Below are 15,528 nucleotides of genomic sequence, written 5' to 3'. Positions count from 1 at the left end.
TGCTGCTTCCACTTTCTTTTTCCCTTGAGCTATCTCTACGACTGCCTCGCTGGTAGGCAGCTATTTAATTTTCCCTTTGTATTTTACAGTTATATTTTATTATTACATTTAAGCAAACTAAGTAAATCACGTGTCATTTTTTGGAGGATAGCGTAAGTGAGTGAGCAGGTTTATATTTGGCAAAATGGTCAATTTATCGAGAAAGAAAAAGCGGTTGTGAGTGTCATGACGCATGCACTGCATTATGGCTCAGCGGTGTTTGAAGGGATTCGCGCTTATAAAACGCCAAAAGGCACTGCGATTCTAAAGCTAAAAGAGCATATGCAACGTTTTGATTACTCAATGCGTGCTTTGGGTATGAATCCGCCTTTTAGTGTTGATCAAATGTGTCAAGCAGTCATTGACACCGTTAAAAAAAGTGGGCTTGAGTCTTGCTATATTCGACCATTGGCTTTTTATGGCGATAAACAAAGTGTTGGTGTATTGCCAAAACCTGATCATCCGATTGAGGTAATTGTCTGGTGTTTACCAATGGGGCGTTATTTGGCAGCTGAAAGTGTTGATGTGATGGTTAGTAAATATATTCGTATTCATCCGCAGTCAACCATATGTGACGCAAAAATATCAGGTCATTATGTCAATAGTATGCTCGCCAGTATGCAGATTCGTGGCACGGATTATCATGAGTCTTTGCTATTGGATGCTGATGGCAATGTGGCTGAAGGGGCAGCGCAAAATATCTTTTATGTTAAGAATAATGAGATTTTCACGACACCTTTGGGTACGATCTTAGATGGCATTACACGCCGAATGATTATTCAAATCGCCAAGGAACAGGGCTATACGGTGCATGAGCAATATTTCAAAGTTGAAGATATTATCAATGCCGATGAAGCATTTTTCAGTGGCACGGCTGCTGAGATCACCCCAATTCGTAGTATTGATGACAAGAAAATTGCCGGTCACGGTGAAATCGGGCGTGTTACTAAACATATTAAGCAGTGCTTTAGCGAGATCACTCAAGGCATGAAAGCATCTGATGCCTTAACCTACGTCTAGCGGCGTATGGCTATGCCCATAAACAGAATTATTTTGAGGAAGGAGAGTTAACGATGAGTACACAAACCAAACAACATAATAAGCAGCGTGTTTATGTTTTTGATACCACATTGCGTGATGGTCAGCAATCGCCAGGGGCGGGCATGAATTTTGAAGATAATATTGCTTATGCTGATTATGCGCACGCACTGAATATCGATGTCTTAGAAGCGGGTTTTCCTTCGGCAAGCCAGTTGGATTTCCAAATTGTGCACACGATTTCTGAGCGTATGGCAAATCGACAATCCAATATGATTATTGCTGGGCTTTGCCAGCTAAGAGAAGCGCAAGTTTTAAAGACGATGGAAGCGTTAAAGCCGTCACTTGCTATTGGTAAAGCGCGTATCCATGTTTATTTACCAGTTGATCCTAACTTAGCGCAAGCAAGTTTAGGAGATAAAAATGATGAACAAAAACACATTGATGAAGTCTATCGCTTGATTAAGATCGCAACGGATCAAGGTTATGAGGTTGAGTTTAGTGCTGAAGGTTACTCGCGTTTAGCAGATGGTTTTGATTATGTGACTGAAGTGTTTAAGTCCGCGGTGAGGGCCGGTGTGTCAGTGATTAACTGTCCTGATACAATCGGTGGCGCATGCGAGCGTGAAGGCGATGAGTATTTTGTGAAAAACATGACAAAGCACGCGCGCATTATCAAAGAAACTTTCCCTGATAAAGATATTATTTGGTCGGCACATTGCCATAATGATTTTGGTTTGGCATTAGAGAACTCGATGAATGCGGTCTTTGATGGTCCGGCACGTCAAGTGGAAGCATGTATTAATGGTGTAGGCGAGCGCGCAGGCAATGCGGCATTAGAGCAATGTGTGATGTTTATCGATGCTTTTGGTAAGCAAGAAGATGTGCATTATTACACTAATATCAATATCAATGGTTTGAAAGAAGTCTCGGATTTTATCGCCCAAAAAATGCTGCCTAAACAGCCACACTCTCCGATTGTGGGTTTAAATGCAACACGGCATACTTCAGGTGGGCATACCAATGCGATTTTGAATAACCCATTGGCTTATCAGCCATTTGATCCAAAATCCATCGGTAGTGAGATTTCCTTTGTGTTTGGTCCGTTATCTGGTGGTAATCATGCTAAGAAAATTATCGAAGACTTTGGTTATGTCTGTGAAGAACATGAAAAAGCAAAAATAGCGCAACAGATCAAAGATATTTATCATGAGCGTCGCAAAGGCGTAACTGATCTTGAGTTATTGAGTGCCTATAAAAAAATACGCGCGCCGATTAAGGCGAGTAAAATTGCATATGGCAAATCAGAGGACAGTAGTTCGGTGACGATTACGGGACAGTTCTTTGATCAAGAAAATCTAAAAGTTGAGCTAGCCGGTGAAAACTCAGCACTTGCAGCATTGCTTAGTGCGACGGATAAATACATGCCAGGCATTGAGGTTAAAGATTATTATGCAAAATCGTTAACAGAAGCAGGGGTGCGTTCAAGCTCAGAGGCGACGATTATTGTTAGCGCGCCAAATCACAATGCCTATAAAGGTATTGCCAAAGATCATGATATTGAGATCTCAGCACTCAAGGCATTTATCGAAGCAGTGAATCAAATGTATGTAGATGCCAACTATAGAGCGCAGAGCACATCGACACAAATAAATCAATACGAGGTGTCTCATGGCTAAAAATATTATTGATAAAATCTGGGATCAGCATGTCGTGGAGTCAAAAAGAGGCTTTCCAGATATTTTTTATATCGATCGAATGTTGATGCATGAGGTTACCTCAGCGCAAGCATTTGATAAGTTGCGTGAATTAAATATCCCTGTGCGTAACCCACAATCCATTGTGGCAACCTTAGATCACAGTATTTCTACCTCACCGATTGATCGCACGCAGATGAATGATCCCATTGCCAAGGCGCAAGTAGAAACGTTGCGTAAGAATGCCAAAGAGTTTGGTGTTGAGCTATATGATTTTGACAGCCAATATCAGGGCATTGTTCATGTGATTGGTCCTGAGCTTGGGTTTACTTGGCCAGGAAGTACGATTGTTTGTGGTGATTCACACACCTCAACGCATGGCGCCTTTGGCGCATTAGCATTTGGCGTTGGCACTTCCGAAGTTGGGCATGTCATGGCGACAAATTGCATTTTGCAATATCGCCCTAAAACGATGAAAGTGCACTTCAAAGGCAAGCCTTCAAGTTATGCAACAGCAAAAGATATCGTGATGAAGCTCATTGCTGAAATTGGCATAGGTGGTGCTAGTGGATTTGTGATTGAGTATAGCGGTGATGCGATAAAAGCACTGTCAATGGAAGCACGAATGACTTTATGCAATATGTCAATCGAGTGTGGTGCTAGAGCTGGATTAATCGCGCCAGATGAGATAACTTTTGACTATCTTAAAGGGCGCAAATATGCTCCTGATGCTGAGCATTGGGAAGATGCTATCAATACATGGCGCAGCTTAACGAGTGATGACAATGCCAGTTATGATAAGGTGGTTGAAATTGATATTGAGAATTTACAACCAATGGTTACGTGGGGGATTAATCCACAACATGCCGTGGCAATTAATGAATCCATTCCAGGCTTAGCCAGTATTCCGAAGCATCAGCAAAAATTAGCTAAAGAAGCCTATCGTTATACTGGCTTTAGTGAAAATGAAGCCGTTTTGGGTAAAGCGATTCAATGGGCATTTGTCGGCAGTTGCACCAATGGTCGTATTGAAGATATGCGTGCAGCAGCAGATGTGTTAAAAGGGCATAAGATTGCAGAAGGGGTAACAATGTATATTGTGCCAGGATCTGAAAAGGTACGCACGCAAGCAATTGCTGAAGGATTGGATAAGATATTTATCGAGGCAGGTGCAGATTTTAGAATGCCAGGATGTTCCATGTGTCTGGCGATGAATGATGATAAAGTGCCAGCAGGGCAACGCTGTATCAGCACCTCAAATCGTAATTTCATCGGTCGTCAAGGAACCGGTAGTATTACCCATTTGGCTTCACCGCAAACGGTAGCCGCAAGTGCGATTAAAGGGGCGATTTGCAGTGTGGCGCAGTTAGAACAAGAAGGAGTATTGGCATGAAAGCATTTCAAACGCTAACAAGTAAAGCGATTCCGATGTGGTTAAGTGATGTTGATACCGATATGATTATTCCAGCACAATACTTAACGCAAACGACAACTTCGGGTTACGGCGAGCATCTTTTTACCCGTCTAAAATCAGCAGATCCTGAGTTTGTATTTAATCAATCACGATTTAAAGGTGCGCGAATACTTATCAGTGGTAACAACTTTGGTTGTGGCTCATCAAGAGAGCATGCTGTGTGGGCATTGCAACAAGCGGGTGTTGATGTGATCTTGGCACCCTCTTTTTCGGATATCTTTTTTAATAACTCGGCTAAAAATGGTTTGTTATTGATTGCTTTAGATGGCGAGCTATTGGAAAAATGGTGTGAAAAAGCACAAAGTGAAGATCTTGATATAACCGTTGATTTAGCTGCGCAAACCATTACCGTAGATGGGGAATCTTATCACTTTGACTATGATCCTTTTCGCAAAGAGTGTTTACTTCAAGGTCAAGATGATATGGGCTATTTATTGTCTAAAGATCAGGAGATTAGTCGGTTTGAAACGATGCTAAAATAGAGAATGAGATAATGAGGTTGCGGATAACGCCTTTTTGGCGTACACTTTAACGCGGATCACTGAAGATGTTTTATGAGATATATTATTGAGTTGACACCAAGTGTCCAGAAACAGATTAAAGTGCTTCCTAAGCAAGTTGTGCTGAAGTTAAGAACATGGGTAATGCAAGTAGAAAGCTTAGGAATGAGAAGAGTGATGCAAATCAAAGGTTATCATGATGAGCCGTTACAAGGTAATAGAAAGGGGCAGCGTTCTATTAGATTGAACAAAGCTTATAGAGCTTTCTACAGAAAGTTACCAAATGGTGAGGTAGAAGTAATAGAGGTATTTGAAATTAATAAGCATAAATACTAAAGGTGAAAAACTATGAGCAGAAACGTTAACGCTATCGATTTTCTTAATGAGCAACTTGAAACACCATTGACTTTTGGTACATTGATTAAAAATATTCGTTTAACTGAATATGAAAATATGACACAGCAAATGTTTGCTGATGAAGTACTTAAAATCAGTAAAACAAGGTTGTCAGACATAGAAAATGACAGAAAAGGGCTGACTATTGCTAAGGCGATTGAGTTTGCCAAAATGCTTGGGCAAAGCAAACGTTTTTTTGTCACTATTGCCATTCAAGATATGCTAAGGAAGAATAATCTAGATTATGCAATAAGCCTTAGTGATGGAAAATTATCAGCGATTTGATTCTTTATGATTGAACAAAACAAAAAATTACAAATTCTTGAAGAATCTTTGTGGCTTGAAAAAACAAGATTTGATTTCGCTTATATGGACAGTGTTTTAGATGCAACTTTCTTTGAGTATGGGCGCTCAGGACGTATTTATACACGTGAGGAAACCTTGGCGCATTCTTATCAGGAAATTAAAGCGAAGCTTCCACTTGAAAACTTTCAAGTGCATGATATTGGCGAGAATATTAAACAAGTGACCTATGTTAGTGAGGTCGGAAATGCAAAGCTTCGCGCTAATCGCAGCTCAATTTGGGTTAAAAAATCAAATGAGTGGAAATTAATTTTTCACCAAGGAACGCCAGTGCAATAGTCCTTGTAGGAAGTGGGTGCGGAGTATTTTGGTCAATGGTTTTGAAAGGTATTAAAGGCTTTGGTTATAAAATGTTTGTCTATTAAGGTTGGTTTTTACTTTCACTTTATTCCGGATAAGTTATCCTTTATGGGGATTAACTCCGTAATAGTGAGGTTTTTATGTATGAAAGAAAAATAAATTTACCTTTATCTCGGGAGCAAATTTGCTAGGTGGTAGAGCTTTACCAAGTGGAATTTTAATTTTGCCTTGGCAAGTATTCTTACAGCGGTTATGGAATGGTGAATTATAGAGAAGTAGAAGGTACTTAACAAAATGGAAAAAATAAAAAAAACAATCGCAATTTTAGCAGGGGATGGTATCGGTCCTGAAGTAATGGCATGTGCCATTGATGTGTTAGATGCAGTTGCCAATAAATACAATCATGAATTTACGTATAAAGAAGCTTTAATTGGCGGTGCTGCCTTTGATGTTTATGCTGAGCATTGCCCGAAACAAACCATTGATATTTGCAAATCTGCAGACGCCATTTTATTTGGTTCAGTGGGTGGTCCGGTTGATGCGCAAAATGATCCTAAATGGCAGGCTTGTGAAGCCAAAAGTATTTTAGCTTTGCGCAAAACGTTTGATTTTGGGGTAAATATTCGTCCGATTAAAATGTTTCCGGCATTAAAAGATAATAGCCCTATCAAGAATGAACGCATTGTCAATGGTGCTGACATTGAGATCTTTCGTGAATTATCAGGAGATATTTACTTTGGTGAGCATAAGCGCTTTGTCAATAAAGAGGGTATTCGCTGTGCTACGGATGTTGCCGAGTATGATGAGCAGACGATTCGACATATTGTCAGGGCTGCCTTTAAGCGCGCTGGTGAAAGACGTAAAATCTTGACCTCTATTGATAAAGCCAATGTATTAGATACCTCAAGACTTTGGCGTGATATCGCTAATGAAGAAGCAAAAAACTTCCCAGATGTGACCTTGAAGCATATGTATGTCGATAATGCAGCAATGCAGCTAGTGTTGAATCCCGCGCAGTTTGATGTGATTGTGACGGGTAATTTATTTGGTGATATCTTATCGGATCTGGCATCAGTGTTACCTGGTTCTTTAGGGCTTGTGCCATCGATTAGCTTAAATAAAGAAGGCTTTGGCTTATATGAACCTGCAGGAGGTTCAGCCTTTGATATCATGGGTAAAGATATTGCTAATCCGATTGCACAGATTTTATCAGCAGCACTTATGTTATCTTACTCATTTGGCATGCATGAGGAGGCGATAGCGATCGATCAGGCAATTGACCAAGTCTTAGCTCAAGGCTTTAGAACGGCGGATATTGCGGGTGGTGCAGAAAGTATAGGCAGTAAAGAGATTACTCAGAAGATTGTCACAGCACTGATAGAATCAGCATTAACCTATTAAGCGAGTTGTGAATGCATGAAATAAATGAAGTATTTAGAAAGCTGCAAGTATTAAAAAAGCGTGCTTATGCGCCGTATTCAAATTTTAGTGTTGCTGCAATGATTGAGCTTAAAAACGGTGATGTTCACGAGGGTGTCAACGTTGAAAACGCAAGCTTTCCCGTGGGTTCATGCGCTGAAATGGTGGCAATTAATGCGGCTGTTGCCAGTGGTGCGCGTAAAGGAGATTTTAAAGCGATCTATGTCACGGCGGATGCCAGAAATCCGGTCACACCATGTGGTGCTTGTCGGCAAGTTATGGCAGAGTTTTTTGATAATGATGTTGTGATTCATCTCTTTAATCAAGATGGCACAGAGCACGAACAATATTCAATTGATCACCTGCTACCGGAGCGATTTTGTCTGTGACGAAATAGTTGTTTGATACCACTCATGAATCATTTTGCCGTGTTTAATGCCAAAGAAGTTTTTGATAATTTTGAGTCATTGGATTGCAGGTAATAGCAAGGACTATTAGCAATATCTAATGACTCAAAAGAACAAGAAATTCAATGGCAGAAAGGCTGTAAAATGGTTTATGGGTGGTATATTACACAGAAAAACCGAAATGTGTTCCATCTGGAAGTTCGATATCTAGTCTTAGTTTACCACCAGTCGCTTCAATATATTTTTTTAATGAGGATAGCTTTAAATCTCGCCCTGGCTTTTCCATCTCGGCAACGGTTGGCTGTTTAACGCCTAATGTGTTGGCTAATTCGACCTGTGTTTTATTCATTTTTTCTCTAAGCTCAGATAGGTGGATATCCAAAAGTATAGCCTCTGCCTTTTGTTTAGCATGAGTAACAACTTTTGCGTTTTCTTGAGCAAGTATTTGTTTAAGTGTTTTCGCCATGTTTCACTCCTGTATTTTATTGTTATTTAAATGAAGCGTAAATTCTTGATCTGCAATAGGTATCATCACTTCATAAAATCTTTTATCTTTACCTGTTTTATTTCCAGCACATAAATATTTCCTTCTTCAAATTATAGTTCATACTATATATAGGTCAAAACCTATAATCAAGTTCATTTTTATCTTCCATGATTGGGCATGCCCTGTTCAGGGTGATTTTTAGCAGATTATTTTTTCTCAGAGCGATTCTGTCTTTGACGATTGCCTTTAGGGTGGCGCGTGGGCTTTTTTTGTCCATCGCGATGTTCAATCTTTGGCTTCTTAGGTGTTACTTTCTTGATGGTCTTATAATTATGCGGATTAGATTGCGGTAGGCTGTGCACTGGATCAAAGTCATCAATAATAACGCGCTCTAGCGCTCTTTTTAAGAGCTTTTCAATATCGGCTAACTGTGGAAACTCATCGGCACTGACCAAAGAGATTGCTTCTCCAGTGGCGCCTGCGCGTCCTGTGCGTCCAATGCGATGGACGTAATCTTCAGGCACATTCGGTAAATCAAAATTGATCACGCAAGGCAGCTGACTGATATCCAAGCCGCGTGCGGCAATATCTGTTGCCACTAATACTTGTACCTCATTGTTTTTAAAATCACTTAATGCTTTGGTGCGTGCGCCTTGGCTTTTGTTGCCATGAATCGCAGCACTCTTGATATCCGCTTTTTCAAGTTTGCCAACAAGATGATTGGCACCATGTTTAGTGCGTGAAAAAACCAATACTTGTGCCCAGTTATGGGTTTTAATGAGTTTAATCAATAAGTTAACTTTCTGTTTTTTATCAACAGGAGCGATCCAATGTTTAACTTTGGGTGCTGCTTGATTGGGTGGACTTACTGAGATTTCTAAAGGATTACGGACAATAGATTTAGCAAGCTCTTTGATCTCAGGGCTAAAGGTTGCTGAGAACATTAAGTTTTGGCGCTTTTTGGGTAGAAGCGTTAGAATTTTGCGAATAGCATGAATAAAGCCCATATCGAGCATGCGATCGGCTTCATCAAGGACTAAAAATTTCAAGCGATCAAAGCGAATGGCATTTTGCTCATATAAATCAAGTAACCGCCCAGGCGTTGCCACGAGAATATCTGCACCCTTACGTAAGCGCATCATTTGTGGATTGATTTTAACTCCGCCAAATACGACACAAGAGCGTAAGTGCAAGTTCGTACTATACGCTTGGATATTTACCTCTATTTGAGCGGCAAGCTCGCGTGTTGGCGTTAAGATAAGGGCATGCGTTTGATTGGCAGTTGACTGTGGTCCTTGTGCTAACATTTCTAAAATTGGCAAGGTGAAGGCTGCGGTTTTACCCGTGCCGGTTTGTGCTGCAGCAAGTACATCACGCCCGCTTAAAACAGCGGGAATGGCCTTTTGTTGGATGGGAGATGGCTCTTTATAGCCTTGCTCGGTGAGTGCGTTTAAGATGGCGTTGCTTAAACCTAATGAGGAGAATGACATTGATATTTACAAACATTGAATAATTTGTGCTAAGCATAGACATATTGACAGAGAATGGATAGTTATTTTTTAATTTTCAGAATGTGTTTGATAAAGAATGTCGCCACCACGGTCAAAGCTTGTTACCTCACCTTTTAATTTCCAATTAGGGCTTAGTGAAAAGGTTGCGATGCCTTGTTGTTCACCGGTGAATACGCCAACACCATAGCTTAGATAAAGTCTTGAGGTTACTTGTTTGCCAATAAAAACGGCTGTGTTGTTTTGCTCAGCGGTTGTGTTATTTGTGGTATTGGTTGGGTTATTGTTTAAGTTGCCAAGTGAAAACTCTGCAAGTGATAATTTGTCTTTAAGCTCATCAATGACCCCGCTACCGCCTTCATTAATCGCTATTAAAAGCGCTGCTTGCGATAACGCATCTGATGATGCTTGGCTACTATTGGCATCATTTAACGTCTGACCAAATAAGATATAAGAGAGAATATCTGTTTGTGACATGCTCGGATCTGAGAAGAGTTGTATTTTTGGATTATTTGCCATGCCAGTGATTTCAATGCCGATGGTATCAGGTGCATTTGATTGTGTCAGCTTAACAGAGGTTGGGATATTGTAAAACGTGGTAATTGCTAGCATCGGATTACCAACTGGCGAGTTATTAAATTGGATAGTTGATTTAGGGTCAACGCTGAACGTTTTACCATAAGCGCTAAATACGCCATTGACTGGTTGCAGCGTCCCAATACCAAGCATTGGCTGATTCGGTTGGCTAATGATATTTAGTTTGCCTTGAATGTTGGTATCGATGCCAAGCCCTGAGATATGCGCATTTTTACCCATATCAATATTGAGATTCATGCTAAATGGCGTATTTTTTTGTGTTTGTATTGCTTGATTACTGTTGTTAACATAGACAACATCGTTTTGAATGGTATTTTGTAGACTACTGCTTTTCATATCAGCGAGATTGACAATTAATTTATCGATAAAAATATTGCCGCTTAAGTTACTGCTGCCATTGCTTTGATTGAAATTTAAAGTAGGGCTTACCGTGACCTCCATATCAGGCGTGTTGAGCACTAATAGTTTTTTACCATTGATATTAATATTGGTATTTGGTGTGGCACCATGCAAATCAACTAATCCACTGACGGTTAATGGCGATTTTTGGATGTTTGCCGTAAGATTGATCTTAGCATTCAGCGGATTGCGTATCAGGATATTGGCATTGATATCATCTAAGGTGGTGTTTAATGGTAATAGCTCAATTTGCGCATTTTTAAGTGCGATATCGCCATCAACGCGCGGGTCAAACAAAGTACCTGTGACTTGTAGGCTGCTATGTAAATCACCTTTATTAATTAATGTTGGGAATTGTGGGATGAAATTACTGATCCAATCAAGGCGCGTTGATGACAGCTCAAGCGCGCCAGTTAATTTTGCTTTGCTCAAATTATATAAATCAAAATTATCACTATTAAGCTTAAGTACCAGTGAGTTTTGCGGAAAGGAAACATTGCTGCTTAATGCAAGCTTTTGATCTTGAAGTGATAAGTCGGTATTGATATTCGTCGTGTAAGATAACTGATGGATCGGCACAATCTGTTGCAATTGCTTAAACCATGAGGTGTTGTTGGCAAAGAAAAACCCATGTCCGGAGATACTGAAATTTGCTTTGGGATGACTATTAGGTTCTTGTAAATAGTTCCCCTTGAAGCTTAAGGCAAAGCTATCACCGCCATAAGGCAGATTAGGGATAAATTGCGCAGGGGTTATCTCGCCAGCTGTTTGAACCGTAATGGCATTCGGTGCTAATGAAGCGCTAATGCAAAAATGATTATCATTCGATGCCAGAAGACACAGATCACTCATGCTACTTTTATCAGGACTAAGTGCTAAATCAACGGCTTTCGTCAGATGCCAGTCTTGCTTAAAGGTTTTGCTGGTGAAGTTTAAAGTATTAAGCTTTGCCGTAATCTGTGACAGTGACAGACTCTGTAATTGCATCTTAATGAGCGTTGAGATTTTATGAGAATCAGCATTGAGTGTTAATGAGTGATTATCAACAGCTAACACAAGTTTAGAGAGATCAAATTGCTTATAGAGAAAATCATCGACATCAAGCGTCATTTTGAGTGCTTTGGTTGTCTTGTCATTGATGTCAACTTTTCCTTGTGAGTAGATATTGCCACTGACATTAAAAGGGTAAGCATTAAGATCATTCACAAAAACTTCCCATTGCGCTTGAATATTTTGCTTGGATTGCGCAAGTTTGACTTGCACACGATCATCATTGCGTGGATTAAATAGCTTGAATTGATTTAGGTGAAAAGTGCCATCGCTGCTAGATAGGTTTATATGGCAACGTAACTCAGAATCGTGGCTGAAAATATCACAAAAGCTAGTTTTAAGTCGAAGATCATGGTCAGTGGTATTAAGCTTACCACCGATATTAAATTTAAGTGGCACTGCAGGGTTTAAAGAGGTGAGGTTGACGGACCAGTCCAGTTGGTCATTAAACAGCAGTGTATTATTAATCATGGCAAGATGATCAAGTTTTAGTTGGTTAACTATTTCTCCTTGATCAAAGCTTGAAATAAGAGAGTAAGGATAGGGTCTTGTTTTGTAGTGAATAATACCATCGCTCATGATGCTAAATTTATCTGCAAAATTACCAATGATTTGGGTTTGGGTACTTCTAATATCAGCGCCACTTTGTGCAGCAGATAAATTGACCTTTAAATACGTTTTAAAAGGCGCGTTTAATATAATATAACCGCTATTTACCGTTGCACTGGCTGAATAAGCGGGGACCTTGGCAGAAACTTTATTAAGCTCTAGTTTGTCATCAACTAAATTAATACCATTTGCACTGACGTTCGTCGCATGAGTGATTAATTGTTTATTCATCAAATACTTTACATCACTAACGTTGATGTTTTTAGCATAAAGATCAAGCGGCATACTAAAGGGGCTGCTATCTTCATGTGCTTGACTATCACTTGCATTATTTGTTGTATGTGTATTGATATCAACATAGACTTTATCTACGGATAGATGTTTAACATCAAGCGTTTGGTGACTGATCAAGGACCATAATGATAACGAAAGCTCAACTTGGCTTAAGCGAATATCCACGGTGTCGTTTTTAATATCAAGCTCATCTAGTTTGAGTTGATTAATTTGACCTGAAATATTGCCTTTAAGACTAATGCCAAGGGGTTGCAAAAAATGATTGGTGATTTTTTGCGTTATCTTCAACCCTGGCGTGGTAAACAATAAAAATCCAAGCGCTAGTGCAATGATCAATATTAGGCTTACGAGCGTGATTAAGCACCATTTAACTGTTTTACGTAAGCTTCTCATAGGCTTATCCCGATGCTTAAATCAAAGCGCCAATGCTCATCATTATGATTCAATGTACGCGTGAAAAATACCATAAAGGGTCCAAGTGGTGTTTTATAGCTAAGCCCAATACCTGCCGCGCGCAAAATCTCAACATCACTAAAGTTAGGCTTATTGGCAGCATTACCCAAATTGTAGTAAAGCATTGAGCTGAAGTTGCCATAAATACGTTGTTCAATGCCGGCAAGACCTGTGGCAAGATAGCGCCCACCCGTGACATTACCATTAATGCTAGGTCCTTGGCTTAAGAAGGGATAACCCAGAAGGTTACTCACCCCACCAGCATAAAAGCGAAAATTGGGGGCGACATTTTGGATGTCGTCAACCGTGATAAATCCCCAGTTAGCACCAAAGAGTAAGCGATTCCATTCTGGATTAATGGGGAGTGAGTAATAAATGCTCATATTGTTGCGAATAAAATCCTGATCCGACAGTGGGGATTTGATGGAAGCTTGTAATAATTCATTCCACACTAAGCCTTGACGCCAAAAACCATTTTGCCAGCTGCCGTCGTAGAGAAGGGTTAAAGCCGGAACAAGGTATTTACCATTGGTATTATTGGGGTTGGCAACGGTATTGTAGTTGGTAAGATATTGCTGCAAACTCACGGTGGTTTGCCAATTACCATATTTGTGAGTGCGTGCAATACCAAAATTAGTTTGGCGTTCATTGTAGGTATCGGTTTCAATATAGCTTTGCTCGGCAATAAGACTCCAGTTGTCGTGTAGTGGATCTTGTCCTGGAAAAACATAGCTTGTGCTAAAGGTACTATTGGCAGGAGACGCTGAGACGTTAAAGGAAAACTGCTGTCCGGTATCGGTAACATGACGAAAAAGCGTACCAAAGCTTACCCTAGGACCTGTGAATGTGCCATAACCCACACCAAAAGTATAAGTGCGTGCGTGCCCTGCTGTTAAGTTTAAATCCACTGGGACGGTCTTGTTAACTTTATCACGCTTAGAGATTTTAGGCACAAGCTGAGCGTTGCTAAAATAACCGCTATCTTGTAAACGCTTATTGGCTTTGGTGATCTTTTTCTGCGACATGACATCACCGATGCTAACCTTGATAATATCATCGATAAAACGCTCGGCATAATCATAACGCTGCTGTTTAATATTAATAGCACCAATCGTATAAAGATCGCCAGTATCAATGCTCAAGATGACTTCAGCAGTGTATTTAAGCATATTAATGCGAATCTCATGTTCTGTGAGTTCGCTATCGAGGTAACCCGCGTTAAAAAAGCTATCAGTCAGTAATGCTTTGGATTTTTCATAAGCAGTTTGCGTTAAAATATCGCCTTGCTTTAGTGGCAAGTCATTTAGCGTCTTAGTAGCGATTTTAGAATGTTGACCTGAGCCATTGATGTTAACGGTTAAGGCATCAATATGTAATGGTTCATTGAGTTTGACATTGAATGTAGCAATCCAAAGGTTATCTTTGACACTAAAGTCTGTGGTAATGACTGGTTTATAGTAACCATATGGCTCAAGTAATGTTTTGATTTCATCATCACTTTTTTTAAGTAGTAGTTGCATTTGATTGGGGTGAGAAACAGCAAACGCCTTAAAGCGCGATAAGCTGATATTATCAAGAATGCTTGATTTGATTTTATTGTCGTTAATACCATTAATAACAATATCAAGAGTTGGCGCTTTGGAATCACTTTTATTGTCATCAGCAGCGTACAAGAAGCTAAGGCTAAACAGGCTAAATATAAAAAATATACGAAGAATACTCTTCCTTAACATCTTAATATTGCTCTATAGGGTCATGTTGTTGATAAAGTGTAGTATAGTATAGGCTAACTTGAGGTGTAGATAAATAAGCTAAGCATGTCATTAATGACTAAAGAACAGTGGATGGCGTATGCGCTATTAGAGGCAAAGAAAGCGCAAGAGCATAATGAGGTCCCCGTTGGTGCGATTATTGTCAAAGATAATCAAATCATTGGGAGAGGTTTTAATCAGATGATTATGAATAACGACCCCACAGCACATGCTGAGATTATTGCATTGCGCGGTGCTGCGCAAATGATGCAAAACTATCGCTTACCGGAGTGTGATCTCTATGTCACTTTAGAGCCATGTATGATGTGTTTAGGTGCGATGGTGCACGCGCGTATCAGAACGCTTTATTTTGCGACTAAAGAGCCAAAAGCAGGGGTTGCTTGCTCAAAAGCACAGTTACATACAGAGCCATTTTTAAATCATTATTTGAATGTGGAAGGAGGCATCTTGGCAGATGATGCCAGTGATATGCTTAAAGCATTTTTTAATGAGCGGCGGTTGCAGAAAAAGCATAGTAACTAATTGGAGTTACGCATTTTAGAAAAAACTATGATTTTATAAACACCCCGTCAGCCTGCGGCTGCCACCCCTCTTGCAAACATAGGTTTATAGGGATCTTTTCTATTCATTTAATTCTTCTCCTTGTAAAGTCTGAAAGCTTGACCAGGCTAGGGCAAAGTCATGCATTCGTTGAAACCCAAGCCAAATTGTTTTCACACCAGGGTT

Annotated in this window: 14 protein-coding genes; 10 read left to right on the top strand and 4 right to left on the bottom strand. The window is 40.0% G+C overall.

The window, feature by feature from the left end:
• The first annotated feature begins 156 nt into the window (after positions 1 to 156).
• The 9 genes from DNJ75_RS09570 (at position 157) to cdd (ending at position 7,615) form a co-directional block, all read left to right on the top strand.
• Positions 157 to 1,059 carry a branched-chain amino acid transaminase gene (locus tag DNJ75_RS09570; protein WP_117003236.1) on the top strand — a complete coding sequence of 301 codons (903 nt, stop codon included), beginning with the start codon at positions 157 to 159 and terminating at the stop codon, positions 1,057 to 1,059.
• Between the two features lie 53 nt (positions 1,060 to 1,112).
• A complete protein-coding gene (locus DNJ75_RS09565) occupies positions 1,113 to 2,756 on the top strand; it encodes a LeuA family protein (protein WP_117003235.1) in 1,644 nt (547 codons plus the stop codon).
• Complete coding sequence (leuC, locus tag DNJ75_RS09560; protein WP_117003234.1) at positions 2,749 to 4,167, top strand: 3-isopropylmalate dehydratase large subunit; 1,419 nt, start codon at positions 2,749 to 2,751, stop codon at positions 4,165 to 4,167. Before DNJ75_RS09565 ends, leuC begins: the two co-directional genes overlap by 8 nt.
• Positions 4,164 to 4,730 (top strand): 3-isopropylmalate dehydratase small subunit, encoded by a 567-nt coding sequence (leuD, locus tag DNJ75_RS09555; RefSeq protein ID WP_117003233.1) that lies wholly within the window; start codon positions 4,164 to 4,166, stop codon positions 4,728 to 4,730. Before leuC ends, leuD begins: the two co-directional genes overlap by 4 nt.
• Before the next feature lie 72 nt (positions 4,731 to 4,802).
• Positions 4,803 to 5,084, top strand: a complete 282-nt coding sequence (locus DNJ75_RS09550; RefSeq protein WP_117003232.1) for a type II toxin-antitoxin system RelE family toxin — start codon at positions 4,803 to 4,805, stop codon at positions 5,082 to 5,084.
• A 12-nt stretch (positions 5,085 to 5,096) separates the two neighbouring features.
• Positions 5,097 to 5,429 (top strand): helix-turn-helix domain-containing protein, encoded by a 333-nt coding sequence (locus DNJ75_RS09545; RefSeq protein WP_117003231.1) that lies wholly within the window; start codon positions 5,097 to 5,099, stop codon positions 5,427 to 5,429.
• A gap of 6 nt (positions 5,430 to 5,435) precedes the next feature.
• Positions 5,436 to 5,786: a nuclear transport factor 2 family protein gene (locus DNJ75_RS09540; RefSeq protein WP_117003230.1), complete on the top strand. Its 351-nt coding sequence runs from the start codon at positions 5,436 to 5,438 to the stop codon at positions 5,784 to 5,786.
• Between the two features lie 315 nt (positions 5,787 to 6,101).
• Positions 6,102 to 7,208 (top strand): 3-isopropylmalate dehydrogenase, encoded by a 1,107-nt coding sequence (gene leuB, locus DNJ75_RS09535; RefSeq protein ID WP_224742302.1) that lies wholly within the window; start codon positions 6,102 to 6,104, stop codon positions 7,206 to 7,208.
• An 11-nt stretch (positions 7,209 to 7,219) separates the two neighbouring features.
• The gene (gene cdd, locus DNJ75_RS09530) at positions 7,220 to 7,615 is read left to right on the top strand and encodes a cytidine deaminase (RefSeq protein WP_117003229.1); all 396 of its coding nucleotides are present in this window, start codon (positions 7,220 to 7,222) and stop codon (positions 7,613 to 7,615) included.
• A gap of 181 nt (positions 7,616 to 7,796) precedes the next feature.
• On the opposite strand, the gene DNJ75_RS09525 is transcribed toward cdd, so the two are convergent.
• From DNJ75_RS09525 to DNJ75_RS09505, 4 genes are all read right to left on the bottom strand, one after another.
• On the bottom strand, positions 7,797 to 8,099 hold the full coding sequence (locus DNJ75_RS09525; protein ID WP_117003228.1) for a helix-turn-helix domain-containing protein: 303 nt from the start codon (positions 8,097 to 8,099) through the stop codon (positions 7,797 to 7,799).
• Positions 8,100 to 8,326: 227 nt separating this feature from the next.
• Positions 8,327 to 9,610: a DEAD/DEAH box helicase gene (locus DNJ75_RS09515; RefSeq protein WP_117003227.1), complete on the bottom strand. Its 1,284-nt coding sequence runs from the start codon at positions 9,608 to 9,610 to the stop codon at positions 8,327 to 8,329.
• A gap of 69 nt (positions 9,611 to 9,679) precedes the next feature.
• A complete protein-coding gene (locus tag DNJ75_RS09510; protein WP_117003226.1) occupies positions 9,680 to 12,970 on the bottom strand; it encodes a translocation/assembly module TamB domain-containing protein in 3,291 nt (1,096 codons plus the stop codon).
• Positions 12,967 to 14,763, bottom strand: a complete 1,797-nt coding sequence (locus DNJ75_RS09505; protein ID WP_117003225.1) for an autotransporter assembly complex protein TamA — start codon at positions 14,761 to 14,763, stop codon at positions 12,967 to 12,969. The genes DNJ75_RS09510 and DNJ75_RS09505 overlap by 4 nt, the downstream gene beginning before the upstream one ends.
• A gap of 93 nt (positions 14,764 to 14,856) precedes the next feature.
• Here DNJ75_RS09505 and tadA point away from each other — a divergent pair, with 93 nt between their 5' ends.
• Positions 14,857 to 15,324: a tRNA adenosine(34) deaminase TadA gene (gene tadA / locus DNJ75_RS09500; RefSeq protein ID WP_117003224.1), complete on the top strand. Its 468-nt coding sequence runs from the start codon at positions 14,857 to 14,859 to the stop codon at positions 15,322 to 15,324.
• Positions 15,325 to 15,528 lie beyond the last annotated feature (204 nt).

Source organism: Cysteiniphilum litorale (genome assembly GCF_003428165.1).
In the GTDB taxonomy this organism is placed as follows: domain Bacteria; phylum Pseudomonadota; class Gammaproteobacteria; order Francisellales; family Francisellaceae; genus Caedibacter; species Caedibacter litoralis.
Note: the sequence above shows the minus strand (reverse complement) of the source record. Positions and strands in the feature narration are given on the sequence as shown.